This window comes from Aquitalea sp. S1-19, from assembly GCF_024343515.1.
In genome coordinates, this window is record NZ_RJTZ01000005.1 from 29,664 (window position 1) to 56,358 (window position 26,695).

Below are 26,695 nucleotides of genomic sequence, written 5' to 3' on the forward strand. Positions count from 1 at the left end.
ACCTTGCAGGAGAAACCATGTCCGACATTCTGAACCAGATTCTGGCCACCAAAGCCGAAGAAGTCGCCCGCGATAGCGCCCGCCGCCCGCTCGCTTCGCTGCGCGCCGAAGCCGAAGACCGGCGCGAAGACCGGCGCGACTTTGTCGCAGCCATCCGTGCCAAGCACGCGGCAGGCGACGCGGCCGTGATTGCCGAGATCAAGAAGGCCAGCCCGAGCAAGGGCGTGATCCGCGCCGATTTCCGCCCGGCAGACATCGCCCAAAGCTATGCCGAACATGGCGCCGCCTGCCTGTCGGTTCTGACCGATGTGCCCTATTTTCAGGGCGATAGCGCATTTTTGCAGCAGGCGCGCAAAGCGTGCGCCTTGCCGGTACTGCGCAAAGACTTTTTGATTGGCGACTACCAGATCTATGAAGCCGGTGCCATGGGCGCCGACTGCATCTTGCTGATCGCCGCCGCGCTTGAGAGCGCCCAGATGCGCGATATGGAAGCGCTAGCACAGGAACTGGGACTGGCCGTGCTGGTGGAAGTGCATAACGGCGCCGAACTGGACAATGCGCTGACGCTCAAGACACCGCTAATTGGTGTCAACAACCGCAACCTGCGTACTTTCGAAGTCGATCTGGCCACCACACTTGCGCTATTGCCGCAAATCGGCAGCGAACGCATCGCCGTCACCGAAAGCGGCATCGTCAACGCCAGCGATGTCGCGCGCATGCGCGAGCATGCCGTGCATACCTTCCTGGTCGGCGAAGCCTTTATGCGCGAAGCCGATCCCGGCGCAGCGCTGACACGGGTGTTTGCCGGCTAATAAATATTCATTAACACTCACCCGAATGTGGCCTTTACCCAAAAATGATATGCTGCTAGCTATCTTTTCCCTGACCACAATGGAGCCCGATCTATGAATGCCGGAAAACTGCTGCTAAGTGCCGTCCTTGCTGCGAGTTGCTCGCTGGCTTTTGCTGCCGACCCTGTGACCCAGCGCCAGGACGTTTTCAAGGATTACAAGAAAACCTTCGGCCCTATGGGTGACATGGTCAAAGGCAAGACCGCCTACAATCAGGCCGAATTTGCCAAGCTGGCCGCGCATCTGGAAGAAATTTCCAAGCAGCCATGGCAGTACTTCACCCCGGGCACGGACAAGGGCAAGACCGGAGCCAAGGCCGAAATCTGGTCCAAGCCTGCCGATTGGAAAAAGCAGATCACGGCGCATGAAGCCGCGACGGCTGAACTGGCCAAGGTTGCCGCCACCGGCGATATGGCCGCCATCAAGCCCGCCTTCGGCAAAGTCGGTCAGAGCTGCAAATCCTGCCACGACAGCTTCCGCAAGGCCGATTAAGCCATCACCAGACGCAAGCTGCCCCGCCCTTATCCGGGCGGGGCTTTTTTATCCATACGATTACCCAAGCCATGAAATCCAGCCTTCTTTTGCTTTGCACCTTGCTGTGCGCCCAGAGCGTCCTTGCCGACACGCCGGCACAAACCCGCGTCAAGGAGTTCAAGACCCTGCTGCGCAGCTTCGAATCCATGGGCACAGTCGTGCGCGGACGCGACGCTTACCGGCCTGATGTTTTTGCCCGCCAGGCGGCGACCCTCAAGGCCGATGCCGGCAAGCCCTTTGCCAACTTCCCTGCCGGCAGCCAAGCAAACAGCCGTGCCAAAGCCGAAATCTGGAGCCAGAACGCGCGCTTCAAGAACGAGCAGACCACCTTTTTGCAGCGTGTGGACACGCTGGATGCCGCTGCCCGCGCCAAAGACATGGCAGCCATACGCATCAGTTACGGTGCCGTCGCACAAAGCTGCAAAAGCTGCCACGACGCATTCCGCGGCCCGGCAAAATAACCCCCTTTGCCGGGCAAGCCCGGCATCGGTGTGCTCACTAGCCTGACTACCTCTCTGAGTCAGGCCGGCTGCCACGCCAATATTTCCCGCCCCCTGCTCACCGTGGCACATCCGCCACCGCACCCACACGCCTGCTGCCTGACGACCCATACGTTTTTATAAGGCTTTGCCTTGGCACATAGGGGCAGGCGCTTAACTGTTCATTTTTGTACTATACAAAAACTTGACTAAATCTATCGGATACAGGATAAAGACAGCAAACCAATAGAGGGAAGCCGCTATGAAGATTGCCATTGTCGGGTCGGGCATTGCCGGCTTGTCCTGCGCCTGGTTACTGGAGCGCGCCGGGCATGCAGTCACGCTGTTCGAAGCAGCTGGCTATGCCGGCGGTCACAGCAATACGGTCGACGTCACGCTGGATGGCCTCACCCACCCGGTCGACACCGGCTTTCTGGTGCACAACACGCACACCTATCCCAACCTGATTGCGCTGTTTGGCCAGCTGGGCGTACAAACCTGTCCCAGCGAAATGACCTTTTCGGTTGCGCATGAAGCGGACGGCGTCGAATGGGCCGGCAGCAGCATCGCCACCTTGTTCGCCCAAAAGCGCAATCTGCTGCGCCCGCGCTTCTGGGGCATGGTGCGTGACATTCTGCGCCTGCACCGTCTGGCCCCCGCCTTGCAAGCAGAAGCAAGGCAAGATGGCGCCACCCTGAGCGAGATACTTGACCGCCACCACTTTGGCGATGCCATGCGCCGCTGGTATCTGTTACCGATGGGAGCTGCGATCTGGTCGACCTCGACCCGCGGCATGCTGGACTTTTCCGCGGCGGCCTTCTTCGAGTTTTGCGCCAACCACAGCCTGCTGCAGGTAGGTGACCGGCCACAATGGCGCACGCTGGTGGGTGGCTCACGCCAGTATGTGCAAAAGATTTGCGCCGGCCTATCCGATTTGCGCCTGAACTGCCCGGTCATGCGCGTTCGCCGTGACCACGAAGGCGTATGGGTCGACAGCCAAACCGGACGCGAGCACTTCGACCAGATTGTGTTCGCCTGCCACACCGACCAGACATTGGCGCTGCTTGAGTCACCCACGCACGCCGAACACGCGCTACTGGCCGCCATCCGCTATCCGAAAAACCGTACGCTGCTGCACACCGATACATCTTTTCTGCCGGACAGAAAAGCACTCTGGTCGGCGTGGAATTACCGCATGGCACGTCATGGCCGCGACACCGACGCGGTCACCGTCAGCTATCTGATCAACCAGCTGCAGCCGTTGCCCTTTAGCAGCCCGGTCATCGTGACGCTCAATCCGCACCGCGAACCCAAAGGCGTGCTGGCCGAATTCGACTATGCCCACCCCCTGCTTGACCAGCATGCCAGCGCAGCCCAAACCCGGCTGGACAGCATCCAAGGCCAGGGCGGCGTCTGGTTTGCCGGCGCATGGACCGGCAACGGCTTTCACGAAGACGGTCTCAAGGCCGGCATGCGCGTGGCCATCGCACTGGGTGCCAGCATCCCGTGGCCACACCAGCTCAAACCCATCGCCCTGGCAAGCACAGCAAAAAACCTTGAGGCCGCACCCGCATGAAAGCGCTGGCACAGCTCTTTGTCGGTCATGTCTGGCATGGCCGGACAGCACCGGTCAAACACAGCTTTCGCTATCCGCATGCCTGGCTTGCGCTGTCCCTGCCCGAATGCGATGTCGAGCGCCTGCCGCTGGCACCCGGCATTGCCTGGCAGCGCAAGCGCCATGGTCCGCGTGACGGTAGCCCCCTGTTTCCCTGGCTATGCGCGCGCCTGGCTGAACACAACATCCACGACATCGCCCGCATCCGGCTGCATACCCTGCCATCCGTGCTGGGCTATGTATTCAACCCGGCCAGCTTCTATCTGGCCGAAGACACGCAAGGCCGGCTGCTGGCGGCATGGGTTGAAGTCAACAATACCTTTGGTGCGCACCACGATTACTGCCTGCCGGCACCCGCCATACCCAGCGCGAGCGCACTTTACGGGCGCGCGACCAAGGCGCTGCAAGTGTCGCCGTTTTACCGCATCGAGGGGCAGTATGACTTCCGCTTTTTGCAAACCGGCCAGCAGCATTTCTCCGTGCGTATCGACTACAGCCCGCAAGAAGCACCGCCCTCCTTCTGTGCCTTGCTAAGCGGTGAGGCACGCCCTGCTTCTGCCGCCAACTGGCTGCGTATCGCCTTGGCCTGTTCTTCGCTGACCTTTGCCGTCTGGCTGCGCATCCACTGGCAAGCCTTTCGCTTATGGCGCAAGGGCGTGCCTTTTATCGGTAAAGACGGGCACCACCCACCCCAACCTCACGAGGAGTGAAGCATGAACACTGCCAGCCAGAGCCTGACTCGCCAGACTCCCGGCCTGCCGCTTGCGGCCCGCCCTTTGCTGCTGGCGCTGCCGCGCATCAGCCACGGCACACTGACCCTTATCGACCCGCAAGGGCAAAGCCAGCATTACCGGGGAACGCAGGGCACGCTGCACGCGACCTTGCAAGTACACGACTGGCAGGCGCTGACCCGCATTGCGCGCAGCGGGGACATTGGGCTGGCCGAAGCCTACCGTGACGGGCTGGTCGACAGCCCGGACTGGGTCGCGCTGATGCATCTGGCTACCGTCAATGAGCATGCGCTGGAGCAGGCCATCCATGGCAGCTGGCTGGGGACGCTGGCCTACTGGCTGCGCCATCTGACGCGCGCCAATACCCGCGCCGGCAGCCGCCGCAATATCCACGCCCACTACGATCTGGGCAATGCGTTTTACCGGCTCTGGCTGGATGGCAGCATGACCTACTCGTCGGCCTTGTTCGAAGGGGATCACAGCCGCTCGCTGGAAGATGCACAAACAGCCAAATACGAGCGCATCCTGGCGCGGCTGAATCCGGCACCTGGCGCGCGCATCCTCGAAATCGGCTGCGGCTGGGGCGGCTTTGCCGAGTATGCGATCCGCAGCCGTGGCGTCCACGTCACCGGCGTGACGCTATCGATCGAGCAACTTGCCTATGCACAGGCAAGGCTGGAAGCGGCGGGCGTAGCGCAAATGGCCAGTCTGAGCCTGACCGACTATCGCGATGTGGGCGGCCAGTTCGACCATATCGTATCGATTGAAATGCTGGAGGCGGTGGGCGAGCGCTGGTGGCCCGGCTATTTTGCCACTTTGCGCGAACGCTTAAAGCCAGGCGGCAGCGCACTGGTGCAAGTCATTACCATCGCCGACGAATACTTTGCCCGTTACCGCAAAGGCACCGACTTTATCCAGCAATACATCTTCCCCGGCGGCATGTTGCCAAGCCCCGCTGCGCTCAAGCGTGAAATTGCCCGCGCCGGCCTGAGTCTTGCCGACGACTACCGTTTCGGCGCCGACTACGCCGAAACGCTGCGCCGCTGGCATACGCAATTCGAGGAACAGCTACAGCGGATACACGTCCAGGGCTTTGACGAGGCTTTTGTCAGGCTGTGGCGTTTTTATCTGGCTTATTGCATTGCAGGATTTGATACGGAGCGAACCGATGTCTGCCAGCTTGAAATTCATCGTTCTTAGTGCGCTATGCCTGGCAACCACCCTCGCGCAAGCGCTGCCCGCCAGCGTGACGCAGACGCTGCCGGATCTGGAGGCAAGGGGCAGCGGCAATATGCGCTGGTTCGGCCTGCGCCTGTATCAGGCGACGCTGTACACCCCGGGCGGGCGCGAATTTGCCTGGCAAGCGCCGTTCGCACTGGAAATACGCTACGCGCGCGCCTTTAGCACCGACGAGCTGGCCGCCTCCAGCCGTGACGAGATGGCACGTTTGGGCACACCCAAAGCGGAACTGCCGCAGGTGTTCAGCACGCTGCGCCGCGTTTTTCCCAGCGTCAGCGAAGGCGATGTGATCGTCGGCGCACAGGATGCCAACGGCCATACCCGCTTCTGGCACAACGGCAGGGAAACCGGGCAGATTACCGACCCGGGCTTCGGACGCCGCTTTTTCAGCATCTGGCTCAGCCCACAAACACGCGAGCCGGCGCTACGCAGCGCGCTACTGGCCAAGGCTCGCTAATGCTTGGCACACGCGCGCGACTGAATGCAGGCCTGCCCGGGCTGCCGCTGGCGATGGCGGCCCTGCCGGTTTATGTCTTCACACCCATGCTGTATGCCAGCGAATACGGCATGTCGCTCACCCTGATCGGCGCCTTGCTGTTTGGGGCCCGGCTGATCGATACCGCGCAGGACCCGCTCTTGGGTGTCTGGCAGGACAAACTCTCAAACACGGCCTTGCGCCGCGTGACCCTGTTAATGACCGCGCTGGGTCTGGCCGGATTTTTCTGGCTGCTGCTCCCCGTGACCGGCCTCTCGCTTGCCTGGCAGATGGCAGCATCCTTGCTGCTGGTCTACACCGCCCACGGCTGGGTCAGCATCGCGCTTTTACGCTATGGCGCAGCCTTAAGCCGCCACAAACACGAGCGCGAGCGCATCGTTGCCTGGCGCGAAGGCTTGTCCGTGGTCGGCGTCTTGCTGGCAGCCGCACTGCCAGCCACCTTGAGCGCCCGCTACGGCATCAAGACTGGCCTGGCTGCTTTTGCCGCCTTGCTGGTGCTGGCAAGCTTGCTTGCGCTATGGGCTTTTAACCGCGCCCCGCTTGCGCCTGCAGTGCCCGCCGCCCGTCCCGACTGGCGCATTGTTCTGGCCGACAAGCGCTTTCTCGCCCTCTTGCTGGTGCTGCTGCTAAACGCCATGGCGATGGCGCTGCCCGCCACCCTGTTCAATTTTTATGTTGCCGATGTGCTGCGCGCACCCGAACTGGCGGGCGGATTTTTGCTCAGCTACTTTTTGTGCGCAGCGGCCAGCCTGCCCTTATGGCTGCGCCTGGCCGTCCGGCTGGGCAAGGTGCGCGCATGGTATGTCGGCATGGCGCTGGCGCTGGCTGGCTTCGTGCTGGTGCCCTGGCTAAACCAAGACAATCATGCGGCCTTCTGGCTGGTCTGCATCGCGACCGGCACCGCACTGGGGGCAGACCTGGCCTACTCCACCGCCATGGTGGCCGACATTATCGATGAGAAAGTCCATGGCAGCGGTGGCGCCTACTTTGGCGCTGTCAGCCTGGTCGGCAAGCTGGCGCTGGCGCTGGCAGCCGGCACAGCCTTGCCACTGGCGGCATTAGCCGGCTACACCCCGGGCAATAGTGCCAACACCAGCGCGCTGATCCTGCTCTACGCCGGCCTGCCTTGCACCGTCAAACTGATTGCCTGGGCCTGGCTTGCGCGCTTGCGACCCCAACTGGAGGGCACACCATGATCCGCTCTTTTACCCTGCTGCTGTGCGCCCTGCTGCTTTGTGCATGCAGCAGCCCGAAACTGGCCGACTACCAGGCCACCACACCTGCGCTCAAACTCGAACAGTTTTTTGCCGGGCCGCTACGCGGCTGGGGCATGGTGCAGGACAGGAACGGCAAGGTGCTGCGCCGTTTTGTCGTTGATATCGACGCCAGCTGGCAAGGCACACACGGCCAGCTGGATGAGCGGTTTGTGTTTGACGATGGCGAACGCCAGCGCCGCGTCTGGACACTGGCGCGACAACCAGATGGCAGCTATCTGGGCCGTGCCGGCGATGTAGTGGGAGATGCCCGCGGCGCGGGGTCTGGCGCCGCATTCAATCTGGCCTACACCTTGCGCATCAAGGTCGATGGGCGCGAATGGGATGTGGCGATTGATGACTGGATGTTCCAGATCGACGACAAGCAACTGCTGAACCGCTCGGTCATGAGCAAACTCGGCATCGAGGTAGGCACCATCACCCTGATGCTGCAAAAAGGAGCGGTGCAATGAGCCTTAACCCGCGCATAAGCAACTGGCACGGCAAACGCGTCTGGCTGATCGGTGCCGGCCACGGCATAGGCGCTGCGCTGGCTTCCAGGCTGCAAGGTGCAGGCGCAACGCTTGCACTGTCCGGGCGCAACCGTCAGGCACTTGAGGAGGAGGCAGGACAAAGCGCCATCGTTTTGCCGTTCGATGCCACCGACGCGGCGGCATGGCAGCATGCCTGCGACACACTAAGCACCCAATGGGGCCGCATCGACCTGATTATCCTGCTGGCCGGCGACTATCAGGCGCTGCGCGCCTGGGAGCTGACACCGGACAGCGCGCGCCGCCTGACCGACATCAACCTGATGGCACCGTTTTACGCCGTTGCTGCCTGCGTGCCGCAACTGCTGCGCCAGCAAAACGGCGGCCTCGCACTGGTGGCCAGCGTCGCAGGAGCCGGCGGCATGCCCAATGCGCTGGTTTATGGTGCGACCAAGGCAGCGGTCAATCATCTGGCGCAAACGCTGTATCTGGATCTTGCCCCGCGTGGCATCGGGGTGTGGGTAATCAACCCGGGCTTTGTCAAAACCCGGCTCACCGCCGGCAACGCCTTTACCATGCCCGCGCTGATCAGCCCGGAACAGGCGGCTGACGAAATTCTGGCCGGCTTTGCCGCTGGCAACTTCGATATCCATTTCCCCAAACGCTTTACCCGCTGGGTCAAACTCGCCGCACATCTGCCTTACCGCGCCTGGTTTTACCTGATGCACAAGGTCACCGGACTATGAATAGTCGTTTTGCCGCACATCTTGACTGGTTTGCCCGTTTAAGCCCGGAGAGTCTGGCCGATATCGGCCACGTTTATGCCGCTAACGCCAGCTTTAGCGACCCGTTCCAGCGTATCGAAGGGCGGGATGCGATCACTCAACTCTATACGCGCATGTTCGAAAAACTGCAGGCACCACGCTTCACGATTATCGAGACGGTATGCGAAGGCAATCGCGCCTTTGTCACTTGGGATTTCAGCTTTTCACTGTTTGGCCGCGCACGCCTGATTCATGGCGGCAGCCTGCTGCAACTGGACGAAGCTGGCCTGATTGCCGAGCATCGCGACTACTGGGATGCCGCCGGTGGCGTCTACGAAGCCCTGCCGCTACTGGGCACGCTATTGCGCTGGCTCAAGCGGCGCATGGCATAATCCGCCTCCTTCAGATCAAGGACACGTCCATGAGTATGCCAGGCTTGCCAATTGCGGCCGTCGAGCGCGAAACCGGCATTGCCCGCCAGCTACTGAGAATGTGGGAACGCCGCTACGGCTACCCGATGCCAGCGCGCGATGCGCAAGGCGACCGCCTTTACCCGCCCGAGCAGGTGGCGCGCCTGTGCCAGATTCGCCGGCTGATGGATATGGGTTTGCGCCCGGGCCGGCTGATGGCGCTGACACCGGCACAACTGGAGGAGATGGCCGAACTGCATCTGCCCAAACGGGAAACCCCGCCCTTATGCGATGGCCTGATCGATCTATTGCGCCATCAGGATGGGCAAGCCCTGCGCCAAGACTTGCAGCAGCGGCTGCAAGAGATGGGGCTGGCACACTTTGTTTGTGTTTTCCTGCCGCAAGCCAATGCCCTGGTGGGCGATGCCTGGTCACGCGGCGAAATCCGCATTTTCCACGAGCACCTCTATACCGAAGAGCTGATCCGGCTGCTGCGCGAAGCGCTATCCGCCCTACCCTCAAGCACAGGCCGGCCGCGCATCATGCTCACCAGCACCCCGGCCGAACCGCACACGCTTGGGCTATTGATGGCTGAGGCCCTGCTGCGACTGGCCGGTTGCGAATGCCTGGCATTCGGCCCGTGCATGCCGTTTTCCGAGATGGGCGAGGCGATGATCCAGCACCGTATCGATGTGCTGGCCCTGTCGTTTTCCGCGGCCTACAGCGGGCCGCTGGATGACGAAATCGGCCAGCTACTGACCAGCATCCCGACTGCGAGCCAATTATGGGTCGGCGGTGCCGGCACCCGGCGCCTGAAACCGCAAGCGCTCAGGCTGCACATCATGCAGGGGCTGGATCAGATTGAGCTGCAAGTCGCGCAGTGGCGCAGCGCACATCCCGTCTAAGCAGCAGACATGCAGGCTCAAAAACGCGTCAGCACGAAATACACCGCGCCACAGGCGACCACCAGCGTCACCAGCGCAATCACCGTCGGAGCGAAATACAGCGTCGGCGCCTCGCCCTCTATGCTCTTGTAGCCGGTGAGCATGGCCTTGACCAGATTCTGCTTTTTCAACACGCGGTAAAGCACAATCGCCGTCAGATGCAGGCCGACCAGGGCCAGCAGCAGATTGAAGTTCAGGCGATGCCAGCTATTCATCTGCTCGGCCAGTTCGCTGCTGATGCTGCTGGCCAAGGGGCCGTCATACAGATAGGCGTTCACATCGGCTGAAAAAAGGCCGGTGACCACTTGCGTGCCAAGCACGAGCAGCATCACAAGCACCATCCAGCCCCCCATGGGGTTATGACCGGGCTGTTCGCTTTCCTTGAGTTCACCTTTGAGATAACGGCGTATCGCCTGCGGGCCCTTGATAAAATCGCTGAAGCGGGCGGTTTCACTGCCCAGCACGCCCCAAATCACGCGATACAACAGCAAAGCAGCCAGCGCCACACCACCACGCAGATGCCACTCCATCCAGTTGCCCGACTGGTTACCGGTAAACCACATGCCGGCAAACAGCAAGACCAGCACCCAGTGGAATACACGGGTCGGTAAATCCCAAACCTTCACCAATTGCTTCATATGAAACCCCCTGCTTTCTAATGCCGTTATTCTACGCTAGCCACGCTGCGGTCAAACAGGCACTTTTCGGGTAAGATTGTTAATCTTTTTAGCCATGGCCGGCATGGCCGGTGCCGAAGCGCACGGTTTTCAGCCATGGTGCCACACCCAAGAATTGGAGAATCAGCAGATGCACCCGTCCACCCTGATCCAGGACATGCAGGCCCGGGGCCTGATCGCACAGGTTACCGACGCCACCGCCCTGGACGAAATACTGGGCAAAGAGCAGGTGACCCTGTATTGCGGTTTTGACCCGACGGCCGACAGCCTGCATCTTGGGCACTTGGTGCCGGTGCTGGTACTCAAGCGTTTCCAGATGGCGGGCCACAAGCCTATCGCCCTGGTTGGCGGCGCCACCGGCATGATTGGTGACCCAAGCTTCAAGGCCAATGAGCGCAAGCTCAATACCCCGGACATCGTCGCTGACTGGGTCGGCAAGATCCGCAAGCAAGTCGAGCCGTTTTTGAGCTTCGAAGGCGAATCCGCTGCCATCATGGCCAACAACCATGACTGGTTCGGCCGCATGAATGTGCTGGATTTCCTGCGCGACATCGGCAAGCACTTCTCGGTCAATGCCATGATCAAGAAGGAATCGGTACAGCAGCGCATCAACCGCGACGACGTGGGCATCTCGTTTACCGAATTCACCTACAGCCTCTTGCAGGGCTATGACTTTGTCGAACTTAACCGCCAGCACGGCTGCCGCTTGCAAATCGGCGGCTCGGACCAGTGGGGCAATATCACAGCCGGTATCGACCTGACCCGCCGCATGAACCAGCAGCAAGTATTCGGCCTGACCCTGCCACTGGTGACCAAGAGCGACGGCACCAAATTCGGCAAGACCGAAGGCGGCGCAGTATGGCTGGACCCGAAAAAGACCTCGCCCTATGCCTTCTACCAGTTCTGGCTGAATACCGCCGACGCCGATGTCTACAAATTCCTGCGCTTCTTTACCTTTATGTCTGCCGCAGAAATCGATGCCATCGAAGCGGCCGACAAGGCACGGGAAGGCAAGCCGGAAGGCCAGCGCATTCTGGCCGAACAGGTCACCGCACTGGTGCATGGCCAGGCCGCCGTCACTGCGGCGCAGCGCATCAGCCAGTGCCTGTTCAGCGAGAATCTCGACAGTCTGACCGAAGACGACTTCGCCCAACTGGCACAGGACGGCATGCCCTCGGTTCAAATCGACCGCAGCCAGAACAATCTGATCGAAGCCTTGTTCGCCGGCTCCCTGGCCAAGAGCAAGAGCGAGGCGCGCACCTTTATCCAGAGCGGCGCGGTCAGCATCAACGGCGTCAAGGGTGCCAGCCTTGAACATGTGTTTAGCGACGCTGAACGCCTATTCGGCCAGTACACCCTGCTTAAGCGCGGCAAGAAGAACTACTGCCTGGTGCGCTGGCACTAAGCGAGACACAACAAAGGCCGCGCCCAGTGCGCGGCCTTTTTCATCACGTCCCCCCGCCTTAACTTCCCCGCCCAGTTTCGTCCCCGCTCTTAAATTGTCACATCTGGCAAAGAGTGCATGGAATTTGATACGCATCATCCAAATTTAATCATATTGCGATATCATTTAGTCGCTTAAGCTCGACAATCCAGCGTGCTGCGGCATTTGATAGCAAATTGCAATCGATATTATATTGATATTTAATTTGTTAAATGTAGGCTTCAAGTTTAAGATTCGTCTGTCTTCACCGCCAACATAAAAGGAAAAACCACATGTCCATCATCAACACCGTCATCAAGCCATTTACCGCCCAGGCCTACCACGAAGGCAAGTTCGTGACTGTTTCCGATGCTGACCTGAAGGGCAAGTGGTCGGTTGTGTTCTTCTACCCGGCTGACTTTACCTTTGTTTGCCCGACCGAACTGGGTGATCTGGCTGATGTTTACCCTGAGTTCCAGAAGCTGGGCGTTGAGTGCTACTCGGTTTCCACCGACACCCACTTCACCCACAAGGCTTGGCACGACGCGTCCGATACCATCAAGAAAATCAACTACCCGATGATCGGCGACCCAACCGGCACCATCACCCGCAACTTCGACGTAATGATCGAAGAAGAAGGTCTGGCACTGCGCGGCACCTTCGTGATCAACCCGGAAGGCGAAATCAAGGTTGCCGAAATTCACGACCTGGGCATCGGCCGTGACGCCAAGGAACTGCTGCGCAAAGTGCAGGCTGCCCAGTACGTTGCAGCACACCCGGGTGAAGTTTGCCCAGCCAAGTGGACTCCAGGCGAAGCGACGCTGGCTCCATCGCTGGACCTGGTCGGCAAGATCTAAGCCTCAGGCCCGCTAAACAGACCGCCCCGCCCGGGGCGGTTTGGATTTCAGCGGAAAGCCCGATTCCGCCTTTCCAGTGAAATTCATTTAAGGAATACCGACATGCTCGACGCCAATATCCAGACCCAGCTCAAAGCCTACCTCGAAAAACTGCAGCGTCCGATCGAACTCGTTGCCAGCCTGGATGACAGCGCGGCCGCACAGGAAATGCACGCCCTGCTACAGGATATTGCCGCACTCTCGGACAAGGTTAGCCTGCGTGACAACGGCGACGCCGTTCTGCGCCCATCGTTCAGCGTCGGCGCCGTCTCTGACAGCGCCCGCATCAGCTTTGCCGGCATTCCGATGGGCCACGAATTCACCTCGCTGGTGCTGGCCTTGCTGCAAAGCGGCGGCCATCCACCCAAGGTGGATGCAGCCATTATCGAACAGATCCGTGCCCTGCCTGCTGGCGCCCATTTCGAGACTTTTGTTTCCCTGTCCTGCCACAACTGCCCGGACGTGGTGCAGGCGCTGAACCTGATGGCCGTACTCAACCCCGGCATCAGCCATACCATGATCGATGGCGCGCTGTTCCAGGACGAAGTAGCCCGCCGCAAGATTATGGCGGTGCCAACCGTGTTTATGAACGGGGCCGAGTTCGGCGCCGGACGCATGACGCTGGAAGAGATTATTGCCAAGCTGGACACCGGCGCAGCGGCGCGCGAAGCGGACAAGATCAAGAGCAAAGACGTGTTTGATGTGCTGGTCATCGGCGGTGGCCCGGCCAGCGCCTCGGCCGCCATTTACGCCGCCCGTAAAGGCATACGCACCGGCATCGTGGCCGAGCGTTTCGGCGGCCAGGTGCTGGACACCATGGCCATCGAGAACTTCATCTCGGTCAAGGAAACCGACGGCCCGAAACTGGCCATGGCACTGGAACAGCACGCCAAGGAATACGAAATCGACATCATGAACCTGCAAAAAGCCAATGCGCTGGTGCCGGGTGAACTGATAGAGATCAAGCTGGAAAACGGCGCCTCGCTCAAGAGCAAGACGGTGATTCTGGCCACCGGCGCGCGCTGGCGCGAAATGAATGTGCCGGGCGAGAAGGAATACCGCAGCAAGGGTGTGGCTTACTGCCCGCATTGCGACGGCCCGCTGTTCAAGGGCAAGCGTGTCGCTGTCATCGGTGGTGGTAACTCCGGCGTGGAAGCAGCCATCGATCTGGCCGGCATCGTCGCCCATGTCACCCTGCTCGAGTTTGATGGCCAGTTGCGCGCCGATGCCGTGCTGCAGAAAAAGCTGTTCAGCCTGCCTAACGTCACCGTGATCACCAAGGCGCTGACTACCGAAGTGACCGGCGACGGTCAGAAGGTGAACGGTCTGTCCTACAAGGACCGCGACAGCGGCGAGATCAAGCATGTGGAACTGGAAGGCATCTTCGTGCAGATCGGCCTGTTGCCCAACACCGACTGGCTCAAAGGCACAGTGGAATTGTCGCCACGCGGCGAAATCGAGATCGATGCCCGTGGCCAGACTTCGGTACCCGGCGTGTTTGCTGCCGGTGACTGCACCACAGTGCCGTACAAGCAGATCATCATCGCCATGGGCGCAGGCGCAACCGCCTCGCTAGGCGCTTTCGACCACCTGATCCGCACATCGGCACCGGCCTGATTTATTCAGCCGTGCAAGACAAAAGCCCCCGTTGCTACAACGGGGGCTTTTTTATCTGCATCAAACTCGCCTCAAGGCTTCAGGGCCGAAATATCCTTGGCATCCCAGTGCGGGAAATAGCGCCGCACCAGGCTATTGAGCTCCACCTCGAAAGCACGATAGTTTTCCAGCTCGTCAGTCTTGGCTTCTTTGGCCTCTGCCAGCACGCCCTCTACCATGCCGCCACCAGAGGTGGCATTGCTCAGGCGGTCAATCACGATAAAACTGCCGGTCGCACGGCAATCGGCGTAAGCATCGACCACGACCGGTGCATTCAGGCTGACCTGCACACGGGCAATTTCATTGAGTTGCAGGCTGTCAGCCGCCACCGTTTCCAGGGTATTCACATCCTGACGCGCCAGAATGCGGCTGACGCGCCCGGCTACCGTCTTGCCGGAAAACTTGAACAGATACTCGCGCCCGCAATGCAAGGGGGCCTCATCCATCCATACCAGTTGCGCTTCCAGCTCGCGCCCCAGAGCCGGTGCCGGCGCATCGGCGTGCACGATCATATCGCCGCGCGACACATCGACTTCATCTTCCAGTGTCAGCGTGATGGCCTCGCCTGCCTGCGCCGAGGCCAGCTCGCCGGCGTACGTAACGATAGCCTTGACGCGGCTGGTTTTGCCCGATGGCAAAATGCGCACTGCATCACCAGGAGCCACGCTGCCGGCGGCAATGGTGCCGCAGAAACCGCGAAAATCCAGATTGGGCCGGTTGACATACTGCACCGGCAAACGCAGCGCCCCAAGGCCGGTGTCGTGCGCCACTTCCACACTTTCCAGCAACTTCATCAGCGTCGCCCCCTGATACCACGGCGTACGCGTGCTGGCCTCGACTACATTGTCGCCCCTGAGCGCCGAAATCGGCACGAAGCGGATGTCGGGAATGGCGAGACGTTCGGCAAAATCCAGATAGTCGTCACGGATGCGGTTGTACACCGCCTCATCGAAGTCCAGCAGGTCCATCTTGTTGATGGCGACGATCACATGCTTGATGCCCAACAGGCTGACGATAAAGCTGTGACGCCGGGTCTGCGTCTGCACCCCGTAACGCGCATCGATCAGGATGATGGCGAGATTGCAGGTCGAAGCGCCGGTGGCCATATTGCGGGTGTACTGCTCGTGCCCCGGGCAGTCGGCAATGATGAACTTGCGCTTGTCGGTGCTGAAATAGCGGTAAGCCACATCGATGGTAATACCCTGCTCGCGCTCGGCAGCCAGCCCGTCAACCAGCAGCGCCAGGTCGATGTCGTCATCGGTGGTATTGAATTTCTTCGAGTCGCGCGCAATGGCGGCCAGCTGGTCTTCAAAAATCAGCTTGGAGTCGTGCAGCAAGCGCCCGATCAGCGTGGACTTGCCGTCGTCGACATTGCCGCAGGTGATGAAACGCAGCATATCCTTGTTTTCATGGGCAGCCAGATAGGCATGGATATCGCTGTTAATCAGTTCGGACTGGTGACTCATGGTGTGCTCCTTTGGGGGAATGGGGACGCGTGAAAGGTGAACGGAGCAGACATCCGGCAGCATCACGGTGCCTTCCCCCCTCCCTGCTCACCATTCCCCTGATTTCAGAAATACCCTTCGATCTTTTTCTTTTCCATGGAGGCGCTCTGGTCGTGATCAATCACGCGCCCCTGACGCTCGGAGGTACGGGTCAGCAGCATTTCCTGAATCACATCGGTCAGGCTGTCGGCCTCGGACTCGACCGCGCCGGTGAGCGGATAACAGCCCAGCGTACGGAAGCGCACTTTTTTCTTGTGGATGCGCGCCTTTTCCTCATCCGTCAGATAAGTCAGGATGCGCGCGTCGTCTATCATGATCAGCGTGCCATCGCGCTCGACTACCTCGCGCTCGGCGGCAAAATACAGCGGTACGATGTCGATGTTTTCCAGATAGATGTATTGCCAGATATCCAGCTCGGTCCAGTTGGAAAGCGGGAACACGCGTATGCTCTCGCCCTTGTTGACGCGGCTGTTATAGATATTCCACAGCTCGGGGCGCTGGTTTTTCGGGTCCCAGCGGTGCTTGCTATCGCGAAAGGAATACACCCGCTCCTTGGCGCGCGACTTTTCTTCGTCGCGGCGCGCCCCGCCAAAAGCGGCATCAAAACCATACTGGTCCAGCGCCTGCTTTAAGCCTTCGGTTTTCATCACATCGGTATGCTTGGCCGAGCCGACGGTGAACGGGTTGACATTGTTGCGTATGCCTTCCTGATTGATATGCACGATCAGGTCCAGACCGAATTTCTTCGCGACCTGATCACGAAAAGCCACCATCTCGCCAAACTTCCAGGTGGTGTCCACATGCAGCAAAGGGAAAGGCAGCTTGCCCGGATGAAAGGCCTTAAGTGCCAGATGCAGCATCACGGCCGAATCCTTACCTATCGAATACAGCATCACCGGATGGTCAAACTCTGCCGCCACCTCGCGAATGATATGGATGGACTCGGCCTCGAGTTGCCGCAGATGGGTCAAGCGTGCGCTATGGATCTTCATCGTCTTCTGCCTTTACAGCCGGTTGCGGGTCACATCACCCTGTCATGACAAGTAATCTACCCAAGCCTTGGCCGTGCTGCAAAATCAACTGGATATATCGTTATGCTGTATTTTCTTGAAAGCTTAGTGCATTACGGAATAACAGCATTGCGGCAATTCGCATCTAGACTGTTATCATCCTGTCTGCAAGCAATACACCCATCATCATGCCCAAGCTACCCGATCCGACCCGACGCTCCCTGATGCAGGCTCTGGCCGTTTTCGGCACACTGGGGCTCTTGCCAGGATGCAGCACCCGAGTGAAACCGACGACAGCCCCTCTCCCCACACCGGCCCCCATCCAGCCTCTGTCCATCACACCGCTGATTCGCGTCGTTGCACCTTCCGGCCTGTTGCCGCAAAGCATACGGGCCGAGTATGGCGTGCAGCGGCTGAGTCAGGCCGGCTACCGGCTGGACAATATCGCCTGCCTGAGCCGCCGCTTCCAGCGCTTCGCCGGCACCGATGCCGAGCGTCTGGCCGACTTCAACGGCATCAGCAATGCTGCCCCCCCCAAGATCGTGTTGTCGGCCCGCGGCGGCTATGGCGCGATGCGCCTGTTGCCCTACATCGACTGGAAACGGCTGTGTCCGCTATTCAAGGAGGCCGGCACCCTGGTGATGGGCTACAGCGACTTCACCGCCATCCAGCTGGCGCTGCTATCGCAAGGCGGCATCCCCAGCTTCGCCGGGCCTATGCTGTACAGCGATTTTGGCGCGCCGGTGCCCAGCATCGACACCATGAATGCCTTTGTCCGCACCAGCACCCAAAAGCCACTGAGCATCCGCGTGAGCAATTACCCCGCCCATAGCCTCAAGGCCGAAGGCCTGTTCTGGGGCGGCAATCTGAGCGTGCTCTCGCATCTGGTCGGCACCCCTTATTTTCCGGTCATCGAAGGCGGCATCCTGTTTCTGGAAGATGTAGGTGAACAGCCCTACCGTATCGAACGCATGCTGCAACAACTGAATCTGGCCGGCGTACTCAAGCGCCAGCGCGCCATCGTGCTGGGGGATTTTTCGCTGGAAAACATCAAGGACCACTACGATCCAGGCTACACACTGGAAACCGTGGCCGATCATGTACGCAAGGTCACCGGCGTGCCGGTATTCACCGGTTTTCCGTTCGGTCATATCCGCAACAAGGCCACCTTCCCCTTGGGCGCGATGGCCACACTTGCGACCGATGGCTGGGGCTATAGCGTCACCTTCCCCGATTACCCGATCAGCAGCACAAGCGGTCTGGATTTTTCCGCGCTGACCACCGTACTCTGACCACTAAAACAACAAGGACACGCCATGCCCAATCCTGTGATTCAACAAATGCTGGAGCGCCGCTCCATCCGCAATTTCTCCGGCGCGCCAGTCAGCGACAAAGACCTGCAGATCATTCTCAGCGCAGCGCAACAGGCACCGACTTCGGTCAACGGCGAACAGATTTCGCTGATTGTCACCCGCGACAAGGACACCATACGCAAAATTGCCCAAATCGCCGGCGGCCAGCCGCAGGTTGCCTCGGCCGAAGTCTTTATCACCATCCTGATCGACTTCAACCGCACCGCCAACGCCGTGACCATGGCCGGCGAAAAACAACTGATAGACCAATGTGCAGAAGGCCTGATCGTGGGGGCAGTCGACGCCGGCATCATGCTGCAGGCGCTGCAAATGGCGGCAGGCTCGCTGGGCTACGGCACCACAGCCATCGGCGGCATACGCAATAACCCGCAGGCGCTGATTGAACTATTCGGCCTGCCACCGCGCACCTTCCCGCTGGTCGGCACCACCTTGGGCGTCGCCGACCCTGACAAGTTGCCGCGCATCAAGCCGCGCGTACCGCTGGAATCTTTCGCCCTGAACGAGCGCTACGACAACGACAAGGTCTGCGCCGGCATACGCGACTACGATGCCACCCTGCGCCACTGGTGGGATGCACAAGGCCAGTTCGATATGCCTTCCTATATCCAGTCCACTACGAACTACTACAAAGTTGACTACTTCCCGACCGTGGGCGAAGCACTAAAGCGCCAGGGCTTTGGCCTGATCGACATCAAGAGCTAAAGCACAAGACACATTGACGCAGGAAACAAAAGACGGGATGCTCAGATCATGAACATCCCGTCTTCCCTTCTGCTTTTGCTACTGGCCGAACTGGCCTTGGACAGCGCGCTGATTCACCACCTGGCCGACACCAGCCTGATGCACACCCTGCTGCTGGCGCTCTTGGCCATGCTGGCGCTGCGCATGCTGACCATGGCTTTTATCTGGGGCTTTTCCCGCCTCTACGGCTCTCCCGCAGCACCGCTTGGCCTGATGCGCTGGCTGAATATGCTGCTGCATGAATATCTGGCCTATGTCTTTACCTTCAGCCTGCTGCTGCCGTTCGAGAAACTATGGATGCGCGCCGACCGTTTGCGTCCGTGCCGCAGAGTCGTTTTGCTGGTACACGGTTATGGTTGCAGCCGGGGCGTATGGTGGAAGATACGCCGCGAACTGGAAGCTGCCGGCCATGTCGTCGCTACGCTTAGCCTGACCCCGCCACTGGCAAGCATAGACACGCTGGAAACTCAGCTGGATCAGCGCATACGCGAAGTCTGCGCCGCAACCGGTGCCCCAAGTGTGCATCTGGTCGGGCATAGCATGGGCGGGCTGGTCAGCCGCGCCTACCTCAAGCGTCATGGTGCCGGCCGTGTCACCCAGCTGATCACGCTGGCAAGCCCGCATCGCGGCAGCGAACTGGCTCGCCTTGGCATGGGAGAAAATGCGCGCCAGATGCAGCCGCACTCACCATGGCTGGACGCACTGGGCGAAACGCTGCCTGCCATTGCCGCGATTTCGGTACGCACCAGCCACGACAACTTTGTCACGCCGCAAGACAGACAGCGCCTGAACGGCGCTGTCGATATCGAGATGCCGGCTACCGGCCATCTCGCCCTGCTTTACACCCGACAGACATCGACACTGCTTTGCCAACTGCTGGCCGGCAAAATCTCCCCGGCCAGCACGGATGACAGTGCCGAACACCGCCACCGTCTGGCTTAGAGCGTGTTCACGATCTCGCGAGCGAGGGCGAGACAAGGCGAAAACGGCTGAGAAAGCGGAATGTACAGGTGGTACATGAGCATTTCGAAACCGTTTTCAACGCCGTATCGCTGATGCACAGCAGATCGTGAACAGGTTCTTAGAAGTAAATCCCGCGCATCATCTCGGACAAGGCCGTCTGATTGCCCGTCGGACGTGCCGGCTTGCTGCCGTCTTTCGACTTGGGCGCATCGGCAAAGGTGCGGAAGCTTGTGTTCATAATCACCTGTGCCACACGCGGCGCAACGGCATGCAGCACCTGCCCCAAAGTACCCAGACGGGTCGCCAGACGCACCTGCTTATTGATGATGGTGTCGCAGATCATGTCGGCCGCCTCTTCCGGTGTCAGCGTCGGCACCTGATCGTATAGCTTGGTCGGCGCAATCATCGGTGTCTTGACTAAGGGCATATTGATGCAGGTGAAGTGCACCCCCTTGTCGGCAAACTCCGATGCGGCCGTGCGTGCCCAGGCATCCAGCGCCGACTTGGATGCAACATAGGCCGCAAAGCGCGGCGCATTGGTCAACACGCCAATGGACGAGATATTGATGATATGGCCGCGCTTTTGTTCGATCATCCCGGGCAGCACACCCATGCTGACCTTGAGTGCACCGAAGTAGTTAAGCTGCATGGTGCGCTCGAAATCATGGAAACGGTCGAAGGAATCCTCGATTGCACGCCGGATCGAGCGCCCCGCATTATTGACCAGAATATCCACCGTGCCATGATCCGCCAGAATCTGTGCCGTCAGCGCCTCGGCTTCGGCCATATCGGCAATATCGCCCTGATAAACATGCAGGGTAAAGCCCGCCTCGGCAAACTCGCGGCACGTTTCTTCTATCTTCTGCGGGTCGCGCGCAATGGTCAGTACAATGGCGCCGGCTTCCAGCAGCTTGAGCGCCGTCGCCTTGCCGATACCCGAAGTCGCCCCGGTCACCAGCACCACGCGCCCTTCGACCTGGCCTTTGAGTGAACGGTCGACAAACAGCGCCGGATCCAGATGGCGCTCCCAGTAATCCCACAAACGCCAGGCATAGGTATCCAGTGGCGGTACGCTGATATCGGTGCCCTTAAGCGCACGTCGGGTCTCGCGGCAATCGAAGCGCGTCGGGTAGTTAATGAAACCGAACACATCTTCCGGCAAGCCCAGATCCTGCATCAGTGCATCGCGCATGCGGCGTACCGGTGCCAGCGCCATTACCATTTTCACCAGATGGCGCGGAATAAAGCCGAACAATGCCGCATTAATCCGAAGTGCCATTTCCGGCGCATGCGCGGCACGGGCAAAGGTATTGAGCAGGTCGCCCACGCGCATAGGCGACGGATCGGTCAGATGGAAGCACTGGCCATTTTCACCCTCTAGGTGAGCGATATGGTCGACCGCATTCACGACAAAATCGACCGGCACCACGTTGATGCGCCCGCCTTCCACCCCTATGGTCGGCATCCACGGTGGCAACAGGCGGCGCAGCTTCTGGATCAGCTTGAAGAAGTAATAAGGCCCGTCTATCTTGTCCATCTCGCCGGTTTGCGAGTCCCCCACCACCATGCCCGGACGATAGATGCGCCACGGCAATTTGCACTCGCGCCGCACAATGCCTTCCGAGTCATGCTTGGTGCGGAAATAAGGATGGTCGAGATGTTCGGCCTCGTCGAACATGTCTTCACGGAACAGCCCTTCAAACAGGCCGGCCGCGGCAATCGAGCTGAACAAATGGAAATGGCCGGCCGCGATGTCTTCGGCAAAGCGCACCGTCTGGCGCGTACCTTCTACATTGGTGCGCTGCTGGGTTTCGGCATCTGCACTGAGGTCGTAAACGGCGGCCAGATGGAAAAAGTGATCCACTTTATGTTGCAAACGAACAACATCTTCGGCACTCACCCCCAGAAGCGGCTGGGTCAAATCACCCGCTATGGCAATAACGCGGCTGTCATCGACACCCCAATAGGTTCTGAGCTCTTCAACACGCCCCTGATCGCCATCGCGCATCAGGAAATACACCACGCTACCCTCGCGCTGCAGCAACTTGCGCACCAGACGTTTGCCGATAAAGCCGCTGGCACCGGTAATAAAATACTGCATATTGTTTTGACTCCTCGTGTTGTATTTAGCTACTTACACTGCTACGCCTGTATATGCTAATGCAATATGCCATATTTCTCGTCAGGTGTGCTGATTAGGCTGATCCCTCTAACTTTCCCCCCTACACTGCAAGCAGAAACAAAGAACTCCCCAACAAGCAACGCACCTAGGAGGTCATCATGGCCAAGAAACTCAAAGCTCTCGCAAGCTCGGTAACCGAAAACCAGCTGGCTTCGACTATTCGTGAATCCGCCCAGCAGATCTGGCTGGCCGGTCTGGGTGCTTATGCCAAGACCCAGGAAGAAGGCGGCAAGGTGTTTGACGCACTGGTAAAAGAAGGCGAAGTGCTGCAAGCCAAAACCCGTCAGGTCGCCGACGAGAAAATCGCCGAAGTTGCCGACAAGACCGTCGGCACTTGGGGGCGTCTGGAACAGGTATTCGAAGACCGCGTTGCACGTGCCGTGTCCAGTCTGGGCATGCCGACACGCAAGGATGTAGAAAAGCTGAGCAAGCGTGTCGCCGAGCTGACCGAAGTCGTCCAGCAGCTGACCGAAGCCAAACAGGCAGAGGAAGCACCCCGCGCCAAGCCGGTAGCGGCCAAGGCCGTACGCACCAGCAAGCCTGCTGCAGCCGCTGTTGCTGCTGTCGCTGCACCCGCCGAAAAAAAGCCGGTGCGCGCTAAAAAACCGGTTGCTGAAGTTACACCAGTCGCTGAGCAGGCGGCAGAAGCCCCGGCCAAAGCAGAAGACAGCAGCGCCGGCAAGACCGAAGCCGCAACCGCTTAAAGAAACACTGCACCATCGTGCACAAGCCCGGCCTTCGTGCCGGGCTTTTTAACGGGAGGGGAAACAGATGAGCAAAATCGGTATTGCCCTGGCCGGAGGCGGGCCCTTGGGCGGCATTTACGAGGTGGGGGCCTGCGCGGCGCTGGCCGAAGCCATAGACGGTCTGGATTTTAGCCATGTCGATTTTTATGTCGGCGTAAGCTCGGGGGCACTCATCGCCTCGATACTCGCCAACAATATTCCGCCTGCGCGTCTGGCCCGCATCCTGATCAACGATGACGCCGCCGTGATGTTTGACCCGGGCACATTGCTACACCCTGCCCTGACCGAATATCTGACCCGTCTGGGCATGCTGCCTAATCTGCTGGCCTCTTCACTGCAGCACTATCTGGCCGCACCTTGCCGCCATGGCCTGTTCGAATCGCTACAACAGCTGAATCAGGCCATACCAACCGGATTGTTTGACGGCCAGGGCATAGACCGCATATTGACCGAACTATTCAGCAAGGACGGCTTTAGCAATAGCTTTCACGCATTGCATCACCGCCTGTCCATCATTGCAACCGACCTTGACTCCGGCCAGGCCGTCGCCTTTGGCTCGCCCGGCTTTGACGACATCACGGTATCCAAAGCGGTACAAGCCAGCACCGCCCTGCCCGGCCTGTTTCCCCCGGTCAAAATCAAGGATCGCTATTATGTGGACGGTGCCCTGGTCAAGACGCTGCATGCTTCGGTTGCGCTGGAGCAAGGTGCCGATCTGGTGTTCTGCGTCAATCCGCTGGTGCCTTACCGGGCACCAAAAGAACAGGCCAACACCCACAAGCTGTACGAGCGCGGCCTGCCCGGCGTGCTGTCGCAGACCTTTCGCGCCATCATTCACTCACGCCTGCATACCGGTATGAGCCGCTACAAACATGAATACCCACACGCAGACGTGTTGCTGTTCGAACCAGCCCGCGACAACGAGGCGATCTTTTTTGCCAATGTATTCAGCTATCGCGACCGCCGCAGCCTGTGCGAGCACGCCTACCAGCACACCCGCACCGACCTGTACCGGCGGCGCCAGACGCTGGCACCGCTACTGGAAAAACACGGCCTCAAGCTGAATATGGAGGTCATCACCGATAAAAACCGCAGTTTGCTGTTGCCGAAAAAAAAGGGGCTAAGCGGCACCTTGCAAAATCTGGAGCGCACGCTGGATAAACTTAAATATAAGCTGGACGACAAAATACCCATATAGGGTATGCTTGTAGCGTCAATCGGCCCCCGGAAAAAGCAAATGGAGAAAAAACCCAGCCGCCAGACGCGCGAGCGCATTCTTGCGACTGCTTTGCGCCTATTCAATACGCTGGGCGAGCCTGGCGTCACGCCGGCCGCGATTGCTGTCGAAATGGAGATCAGCCCGGGCAATCTCTATTACCATTTCCACAGCAAGACCGACATCGTCAACGCGCTGTTCGCCCGCTACGAAGAGGAAATCGGCCGTTTGCTGCTGGCCGTCGATGACCATGCGCAGGAGCCGGAAGACATCTGGCTGTTTCTGCACCTGTTATTCGAAACCATCTGCCAGTACCGCTTTTTCTACCACGACATCAACAACCTGTTGCTATCCAACCGGCTGGTCGAAACCCACTTCACCCGCATTCTGCGGCGCAAGGAAGAAGCAGCCGCCACCTTGTGCCACAACCTCGCCCGCGCAGGCGTACTGCAAGCGGGCGACAGCGAGATTCAAGCGCTGGCCGTGAATATGGCGCTGGTTTGCACCTTCTGGATTTCCTATGAGCATGCGCGCAGTCCTCGAACCGAACCGGATATCGGTCGCGGCGCTTATCAGGTCATGCAATTGGCTGCGCCCTATTTGCAAGGCGAGGCGCGTACCTTGCTTGAGCGCATTTCACATCATTATGTTGCCGGACAATAAAAGGAGATAGCAATGCCCAACTGGAAAGCCTTTCCCTATGCAGAGCCTGCCTACGCTTACACGCTGGCCAGCCTGAAAAAACACTGGCAGCGCCTGCATCAGGGCGATTGCGAACCCTGGCCACAAGACAAGGCGGCACAGGAGGCGTGGCGCGCCTACCATGCCGGCGACTTTGCCCGTGCTTACGACACAGGCCTCACGGCGGGCCCCTCGGGCATCAATGCCGCCAACAAGGCCGCCATGATCTATTTCACCTATCTGGACGAGGACGAAGAGCGCAAGCTTGAAGGCTTCCAGGACATTGCCAAGCGCTGCGAAACCCTGCAGGCACAAGCGCCGGACAATGCCAATGCCTGGTATATCCACGCTTATGCGCTGGGACGCTATAGCCAGGGCATTTCGATTGCCCGTGCCCTCGCGCAAGGGCTGGGCGGCAAGGTGAAGGCCAGCCTGGAGCGTACGCTCACGCTGGCGCCAGAACACGCCGACGCCATGATCGCGCTGGGCACCTGGCACACCGAGATTGTCGTCAAAGTCGGCGCCATGATGGCCGGTATCACTTATGGCGCAAAAAAAGACGAAGCCGTTCGGCTATTTGAGCAGGCGCTCGCGTTCAACCCCGAGTCGGCCATTGCCCGTACCGAGTACGCCAATGCGCTGGCTGCCCTGTATGGCAAAAGCCGGCTGAAAGACGCGGAAAAGCTGTATGAAGAAGCGGCCGCCTGTCAGGCGGCCGATGCGATGGAACGGCTGGACATCGAAGCCGCCCGCGCCGAGCTGGAAGAGTAAGGCAATCAGCCGGCCCTGAGTGCAGCCTCCACCGCCTCGGGGTCGGCCAGCCGCTCAGGCGGCTCCATCAGCACCAAAAGCAGAAGCTGGCTGAATTCGTCGTTGAAACGGTTCGCAATATGTTCAGGGTCCGGTATCAGCCCCTTGTCGGTAACCAGACCAATCTGCACATTGCCGTCGTAGGACAGAATGGACACGCCAACGCCGATATTGCCCGACTGCGGCACCCAGAACATGGGCTGTGCCAGCCGTGCGCCGCCCAGATACAGGCTCTTTTGCGGCCCCGGCACATTCGTCATCACCGCGCTGGTCTTATTGGCCAGCAGATCGAGTATCTGCTGCTGCACAAGCTTAGGCGCCATGCCCACCACGCCCAGAATACCCAGCGCCAGCACAGCCTGATAAGAGCCTTTGAGCGCCTCCATGCGCTCGCGCACCGTATACAGGCGCGCAAGCGGGTTGGCGATGCCGACCGGCAACTCCAGCGCCACCAGACCAAAGCGGTTGCCCAGCGTCCCCCGGTCTCCCTCGCCGCGCAGATTGACCGGCACCATCACCCTGACTTCAAGCCCTTCGACCGGATCGCCCTTGGCCAGCAGATAGGCACGGATGGCGCCGGCGGCAGCAGAAAGCAGCATATCGTTGACCGAACAGGACAGCACCCGCCCGACCGCCTTCACTTCGGGCAAAGGTAAAGGCTCGGACCAGGCAACACGCTTGACCGGGCCGGGCTTGCCCTTGAGCCGGGTCGGCGAATCATTGGCCATCAAGGCAAGCTTGGCCGCTTCCGCCGCAACATCGTAGCCAATGCCGATATAGTCCATCGCCTTACGCGGATTACTGACCAGCTCCATGTATTTGAGCCATAAATTGCTCGACACTTTCATCGAAGTCAGCATCGCGGTGCTGACCGGTGCCCAAATCATATCGAGGAAGTGCCGCTCGCCCCCATCCTTGCGCTTATCCGGCAGTTTGCGCGGCTCGGCCCCGCCACCGGACACACCGCTTGCGTCATCCATCATCGACAGCAGGACATCGACCAGCGCAA

27 protein-coding genes are annotated in these 26,695 nt (G+C 59.8%); 22 read left to right on the forward strand and 5 right to left on the reverse strand.

Annotated features, from left to right (window positions below):
• Positions 1–17: 17 nt before the first annotated feature.
• From trpC to EGI20_RS01485, 12 genes are all read left to right on the forward strand, one after another.
• Entirely contained in the window at positions 18–812 is a 795-nt protein-coding gene (gene trpC / locus EGI20_RS01430) for an indole-3-glycerol phosphate synthase TrpC (protein ID WP_498629041.1), read from the forward strand.
• 93 nt (positions 813–905) lie between these two features.
• The gene (locus EGI20_RS01435) at positions 906–1,343 is read left to right on the forward strand and encodes a c-type cytochrome (protein ID WP_498629043.1); all 438 of its coding nucleotides are present in this window, start codon (positions 906–908) and stop codon (positions 1,341–1,343) included.
• A gap of 71 nt (positions 1,344–1,414) precedes the next feature.
• Positions 1,415–1,846 (forward strand): c-type cytochrome, encoded by a 432-nt coding sequence (locus tag EGI20_RS01440; RefSeq protein WP_498629044.1) that lies wholly within the window; start codon positions 1,415–1,417, stop codon positions 1,844–1,846.
• 280 nt (positions 1,847–2,126) lie between these two features.
• Entirely contained in the window at positions 2,127–3,440 is a 1,314-nt protein-coding gene (locus EGI20_RS01445) for an NAD(P)/FAD-dependent oxidoreductase (protein WP_498629046.1), read from the forward strand.
• Positions 3,437–4,189, forward strand: a complete 753-nt coding sequence (locus tag EGI20_RS01450; protein WP_498629048.1) for a DUF1365 domain-containing protein — start codon at positions 3,437–3,439, stop codon at positions 4,187–4,189. Before EGI20_RS01445 ends, EGI20_RS01450 begins: the two co-directional genes overlap by 4 nt.
• Positions 4,190–4,192: 3 nt before the next feature.
• Entirely contained in the window at positions 4,193–5,410 is a 1,218-nt protein-coding gene (locus EGI20_RS01455) for a class I SAM-dependent methyltransferase (protein ID WP_498629050.1), read from the forward strand.
• Positions 5,379–5,906, forward strand: a complete 528-nt coding sequence (locus EGI20_RS01460) for a chalcone isomerase family protein (RefSeq protein ID WP_498629052.1) — start codon at positions 5,379–5,381, stop codon at positions 5,904–5,906. The genes EGI20_RS01455 and EGI20_RS01460 overlap by 32 nt, the downstream gene beginning before the upstream one ends.
• A complete protein-coding gene (locus EGI20_RS01465; RefSeq protein ID WP_498629054.1) occupies positions 5,906–7,141 on the forward strand; it encodes an MFS transporter in 1,236 nt (411 codons plus the stop codon). The genes EGI20_RS01460 and EGI20_RS01465 overlap by 1 nt, the downstream gene beginning before the upstream one ends.
• Positions 7,138–7,671 (forward strand): DUF3833 domain-containing protein, encoded by a 534-nt coding sequence (locus tag EGI20_RS01470; RefSeq protein ID WP_498629055.1) that lies wholly within the window; start codon positions 7,138–7,140, stop codon positions 7,669–7,671. The genes EGI20_RS01465 and EGI20_RS01470 overlap by 4 nt, the downstream gene beginning before the upstream one ends.
• Positions 7,668–8,435, forward strand: coding sequence for an SDR family NAD(P)-dependent oxidoreductase (locus tag EGI20_RS01475; protein ID WP_498629057.1), 768 nt, complete (start codon positions 7,668–7,670; stop codon positions 8,433–8,435). The genes EGI20_RS01470 and EGI20_RS01475 overlap by 4 nt, the downstream gene beginning before the upstream one ends.
• The gene (locus EGI20_RS01480; protein WP_498629059.1) at positions 8,432–8,845 is read left to right on the forward strand and encodes a nuclear transport factor 2 family protein; all 414 of its coding nucleotides are present in this window, start codon (positions 8,432–8,434) and stop codon (positions 8,843–8,845) included. The genes EGI20_RS01475 and EGI20_RS01480 overlap by 4 nt, the downstream gene beginning before the upstream one ends.
• 29 nt (positions 8,846–8,874) lie before the next feature.
• Positions 8,875–9,768 carry a MerR family transcriptional regulator gene (locus EGI20_RS01485; protein WP_498629061.1) on the forward strand — a complete coding sequence of 298 codons (894 nt, stop codon included), beginning with the start codon at positions 8,875–8,877 and terminating at the stop codon, positions 9,766–9,768.
• Between the two features lie 17 nt (positions 9,769–9,785).
• Here the strand turns inward: EGI20_RS01485 and EGI20_RS01490 are convergent, their stop codons facing one another.
• A complete protein-coding gene (locus EGI20_RS01490) occupies positions 9,786–10,445 on the reverse strand; it encodes a cytochrome b/b6 domain-containing protein (RefSeq protein ID WP_498629063.1) in 660 nt (219 codons plus the stop codon).
• A 169-nt stretch (positions 10,446–10,614) separates the two neighbouring features.
• Between EGI20_RS01490 and tyrS the strand changes: the two genes are divergently transcribed.
• The 3 genes from tyrS to ahpF all read left to right on the forward strand — a co-directional run bounded on the left by tyrS (position 10,615) and on the right by ahpF (position 14,420).
• Positions 10,615–11,889: a tyrosine--tRNA ligase gene (gene tyrS / locus EGI20_RS01495; protein WP_498629091.1), complete on the forward strand. Its 1,275-nt coding sequence runs from the start codon at positions 10,615–10,617 to the stop codon at positions 11,887–11,889.
• 311 nt (positions 11,890–12,200) lie between these two features.
• Positions 12,201–12,764, forward strand: a complete 564-nt coding sequence (ahpC, locus tag EGI20_RS01500; RefSeq protein WP_124735338.1) for an alkyl hydroperoxide reductase subunit C — start codon at positions 12,201–12,203, stop codon at positions 12,762–12,764.
• Positions 12,765–12,866: 102 nt separating this feature from the next.
• Positions 12,867–14,420, forward strand: a complete 1,554-nt coding sequence (gene ahpF / locus EGI20_RS01505; RefSeq protein WP_498629065.1) for an alkyl hydroperoxide reductase subunit F — start codon at positions 12,867–12,869, stop codon at positions 14,418–14,420.
• A gap of 71 nt (positions 14,421–14,491) precedes the next feature.
• On the opposite strand, the gene cysN is transcribed toward ahpF, so the two are convergent.
• Together cysN and cysD are read right to left on the reverse strand one after the other, a co-directional pair.
• Positions 14,492–15,925 carry a sulfate adenylyltransferase subunit CysN gene (cysN, locus tag EGI20_RS01510; protein WP_498629066.1) on the reverse strand — a complete coding sequence of 478 codons (1,434 nt, stop codon included), beginning with the start codon at positions 15,923–15,925 and terminating at the stop codon, positions 14,492–14,494.
• Positions 15,926–16,029: 104 nt separating this feature from the next.
• Positions 16,030–16,956, reverse strand: a complete 927-nt coding sequence (gene cysD, locus EGI20_RS01515) for a sulfate adenylyltransferase subunit CysD (RefSeq protein WP_498629068.1) — start codon at positions 16,954–16,956, stop codon at positions 16,030–16,032.
• Between the two features lie 206 nt (positions 16,957–17,162).
• Between cysD and EGI20_RS01520 the strand changes: the two genes are divergently transcribed.
• Genes EGI20_RS01520 through EGI20_RS01530 form a run of 3 tightly spaced genes read left to right on the forward strand, consistent with a single transcriptional unit; the run spans position 17,163 to position 20,030 of the window.
• A complete protein-coding gene (locus EGI20_RS01520; RefSeq protein WP_498629070.1) occupies positions 17,163–18,266 on the forward strand; it encodes an LD-carboxypeptidase in 1,104 nt (367 codons plus the stop codon).
• A 24-nt stretch (positions 18,267–18,290) separates the two neighbouring features.
• Entirely contained in the window at positions 18,291–19,049 is a 759-nt protein-coding gene (locus EGI20_RS01525) for a nitroreductase family protein (RefSeq protein ID WP_498629072.1), read from the forward strand.
• 48 nt (positions 19,050–19,097) lie between these two features.
• A complete protein-coding gene (locus tag EGI20_RS01530; RefSeq protein ID WP_498629074.1) occupies positions 19,098–20,030 on the forward strand; it encodes an esterase/lipase family protein in 933 nt (310 codons plus the stop codon).
• A 139-nt stretch (positions 20,031–20,169) separates the two neighbouring features.
• Here the strand turns inward: EGI20_RS01530 and EGI20_RS01535 are convergent, their stop codons facing one another.
• On the reverse strand, positions 20,170–22,152 hold the full coding sequence (locus tag EGI20_RS01535; protein WP_498629076.1) for an SDR family oxidoreductase: 1,983 nt from the start codon (positions 22,150–22,152) through the stop codon (positions 20,170–20,172).
• Positions 22,153–22,331: 179 nt separating this feature from the next.
• On the opposite strand from EGI20_RS01535, the gene EGI20_RS01540 reads away from it, so the two are divergent.
• From EGI20_RS01540 to EGI20_RS01555, 4 genes are all read left to right on the forward strand, one after another.
• The gene (locus EGI20_RS01540; RefSeq protein ID WP_498629077.1) at positions 22,332–22,937 is read left to right on the forward strand and encodes a phasin family protein; all 606 of its coding nucleotides are present in this window, start codon (positions 22,332–22,334) and stop codon (positions 22,935–22,937) included.
• A gap of 67 nt (positions 22,938–23,004) precedes the next feature.
• A complete protein-coding gene (locus EGI20_RS01545; protein WP_498629079.1) occupies positions 23,005–24,177 on the forward strand; it encodes a patatin-like phospholipase family protein in 1,173 nt (390 codons plus the stop codon).
• 39 nt (positions 24,178–24,216) lie between these two features.
• The gene (locus EGI20_RS01550; RefSeq protein ID WP_498629081.1) at positions 24,217–24,858 is read left to right on the forward strand and encodes a TetR/AcrR family transcriptional regulator; all 642 of its coding nucleotides are present in this window, start codon (positions 24,217–24,219) and stop codon (positions 24,856–24,858) included.
• Between the two features lie 12 nt (positions 24,859–24,870).
• Positions 24,871–25,647, forward strand: a complete 777-nt coding sequence (locus EGI20_RS01555) for a hypothetical protein (RefSeq protein ID WP_498629083.1) — start codon at positions 24,871–24,873, stop codon at positions 25,645–25,647.
• A 5-nt stretch (positions 25,648–25,652) separates the two neighbouring features.
• Here the strand turns inward: EGI20_RS01555 and EGI20_RS01560 are convergent.
• Positions 25,653–26,695 (reverse strand): WS/DGAT domain-containing protein (locus EGI20_RS01560; protein WP_498629085.1); only part of this gene is annotated, 1,043 nt, incomplete at its 5' end.

What these genes read in the sequence shown, in the direction of transcription:
- cysD (WP_498629068.1), bottom strand. Translation starts at nt 16,956, where the DNA reads ATGAAGATCCATAGCGCACGCTTGACCCATCTGCGGCAACTCGAGGCC.
- EGI20_RS01435 (WP_498629043.1), top strand. Translation starts at nt 906, where the DNA reads ATGAATGCCGGAAAACTGCTGCTAAGTGCCGTCCTTGCTGCGAGTTGC.
- ahpC (WP_124735338.1), top strand. Translation starts at nt 12,201, where the DNA reads ATGTCCATCATCAACACCGTCATCAAGCCATTTACCGCCCAGGCCTAC.
- EGI20_RS01545 (WP_498629079.1), top strand. Translation starts at nt 23,005, where the DNA reads ATGAGCAAAATCGGTATTGCCCTGGCCGGAGGCGGGCCCTTGGGCGGC.
- ahpF (WP_498629065.1), top strand. Translation starts at nt 12,867, where the DNA reads ATGCTCGACGCCAATATCCAGACCCAGCTCAAAGCCTACCTCGAAAAA.
- EGI20_RS01525 (WP_498629072.1), top strand. Translation starts at nt 18,291, where the DNA reads ATGCCCAATCCTGTGATTCAACAAATGCTGGAGCGCCGCTCCATCCGC.
- EGI20_RS01535 (WP_498629076.1), bottom strand. Translation starts at nt 22,152, where the DNA reads ATGCAGTATTTTATTACCGGTGCCAGCGGCTTTATCGGCAAACGTCTG.
- EGI20_RS01520 (WP_498629070.1), top strand. Translation starts at nt 17,163, where the DNA reads ATGCCCAAGCTACCCGATCCGACCCGACGCTCCCTGATGCAGGCTCTG.
- EGI20_RS01450 (WP_498629048.1), top strand. Translation starts at nt 3,437, where the DNA reads ATGAAAGCGCTGGCACAGCTCTTTGTCGGTCATGTCTGGCATGGCCGG.
- EGI20_RS01460 (WP_498629052.1), top strand. Translation starts at nt 5,379, where the DNA reads ATGTCTGCCAGCTTGAAATTCATCGTTCTTAGTGCGCTATGCCTGGCA.
- EGI20_RS01485 (WP_498629061.1), top strand. Translation starts at nt 8,875, where the DNA reads ATGAGTATGCCAGGCTTGCCAATTGCGGCCGTCGAGCGCGAAACCGGC.
- trpC (WP_498629041.1), top strand. Translation starts at nt 18, where the DNA reads ATGTCCGACATTCTGAACCAGATTCTGGCCACCAAAGCCGAAGAAGTC.
- EGI20_RS01465 (WP_498629054.1), top strand. Translation starts at nt 5,906, where the DNA reads ATGCTTGGCACACGCGCGCGACTGAATGCAGGCCTGCCCGGGCTGCCG.
- tyrS (WP_498629091.1), top strand. Translation starts at nt 10,615, where the DNA reads ATGCACCCGTCCACCCTGATCCAGGACATGCAGGCCCGGGGCCTGATC.
- EGI20_RS01490 (WP_498629063.1), bottom strand. Translation starts at nt 10,445, where the DNA reads ATGAAGCAATTGGTGAAGGTTTGGGATTTACCGACCCGTGTATTCCAC.
- EGI20_RS01455 (WP_498629050.1), top strand. Translation starts at nt 4,193, where the DNA reads ATGAACACTGCCAGCCAGAGCCTGACTCGCCAGACTCCCGGCCTGCCG.
- EGI20_RS01440 (WP_498629044.1), top strand. Translation starts at nt 1,415, where the DNA reads ATGAAATCCAGCCTTCTTTTGCTTTGCACCTTGCTGTGCGCCCAGAGC.
- cysN (WP_498629066.1), bottom strand. Translation starts at nt 15,925, where the DNA reads ATGAGTCACCAGTCCGAACTGATTAACAGCGATATCCATGCCTATCTG.
- EGI20_RS01550 (WP_498629081.1), top strand. Translation starts at nt 24,217, where the DNA reads ATGGAGAAAAAACCCAGCCGCCAGACGCGCGAGCGCATTCTTGCGACT.
- EGI20_RS01540 (WP_498629077.1), top strand. Translation starts at nt 22,332, where the DNA reads ATGGCCAAGAAACTCAAAGCTCTCGCAAGCTCGGTAACCGAAAACCAG.
- EGI20_RS01445 (WP_498629046.1), top strand. Translation starts at nt 2,127, where the DNA reads ATGAAGATTGCCATTGTCGGGTCGGGCATTGCCGGCTTGTCCTGCGCC.
- EGI20_RS01555 (WP_498629083.1), top strand. Translation starts at nt 24,871, where the DNA reads ATGCCCAACTGGAAAGCCTTTCCCTATGCAGAGCCTGCCTACGCTTAC.
- EGI20_RS01470 (WP_498629055.1), top strand. Translation starts at nt 7,138, where the DNA reads ATGATCCGCTCTTTTACCCTGCTGCTGTGCGCCCTGCTGCTTTGTGCA.
- EGI20_RS01475 (WP_498629057.1), top strand. Translation starts at nt 7,668, where the DNA reads ATGAGCCTTAACCCGCGCATAAGCAACTGGCACGGCAAACGCGTCTGG.
- EGI20_RS01530 (WP_498629074.1), top strand. Translation starts at nt 19,098, where the DNA reads ATGAACATCCCGTCTTCCCTTCTGCTTTTGCTACTGGCCGAACTGGCC.
- EGI20_RS01480 (WP_498629059.1), top strand. Translation starts at nt 8,432, where the DNA reads ATGAATAGTCGTTTTGCCGCACATCTTGACTGGTTTGCCCGTTTAAGC.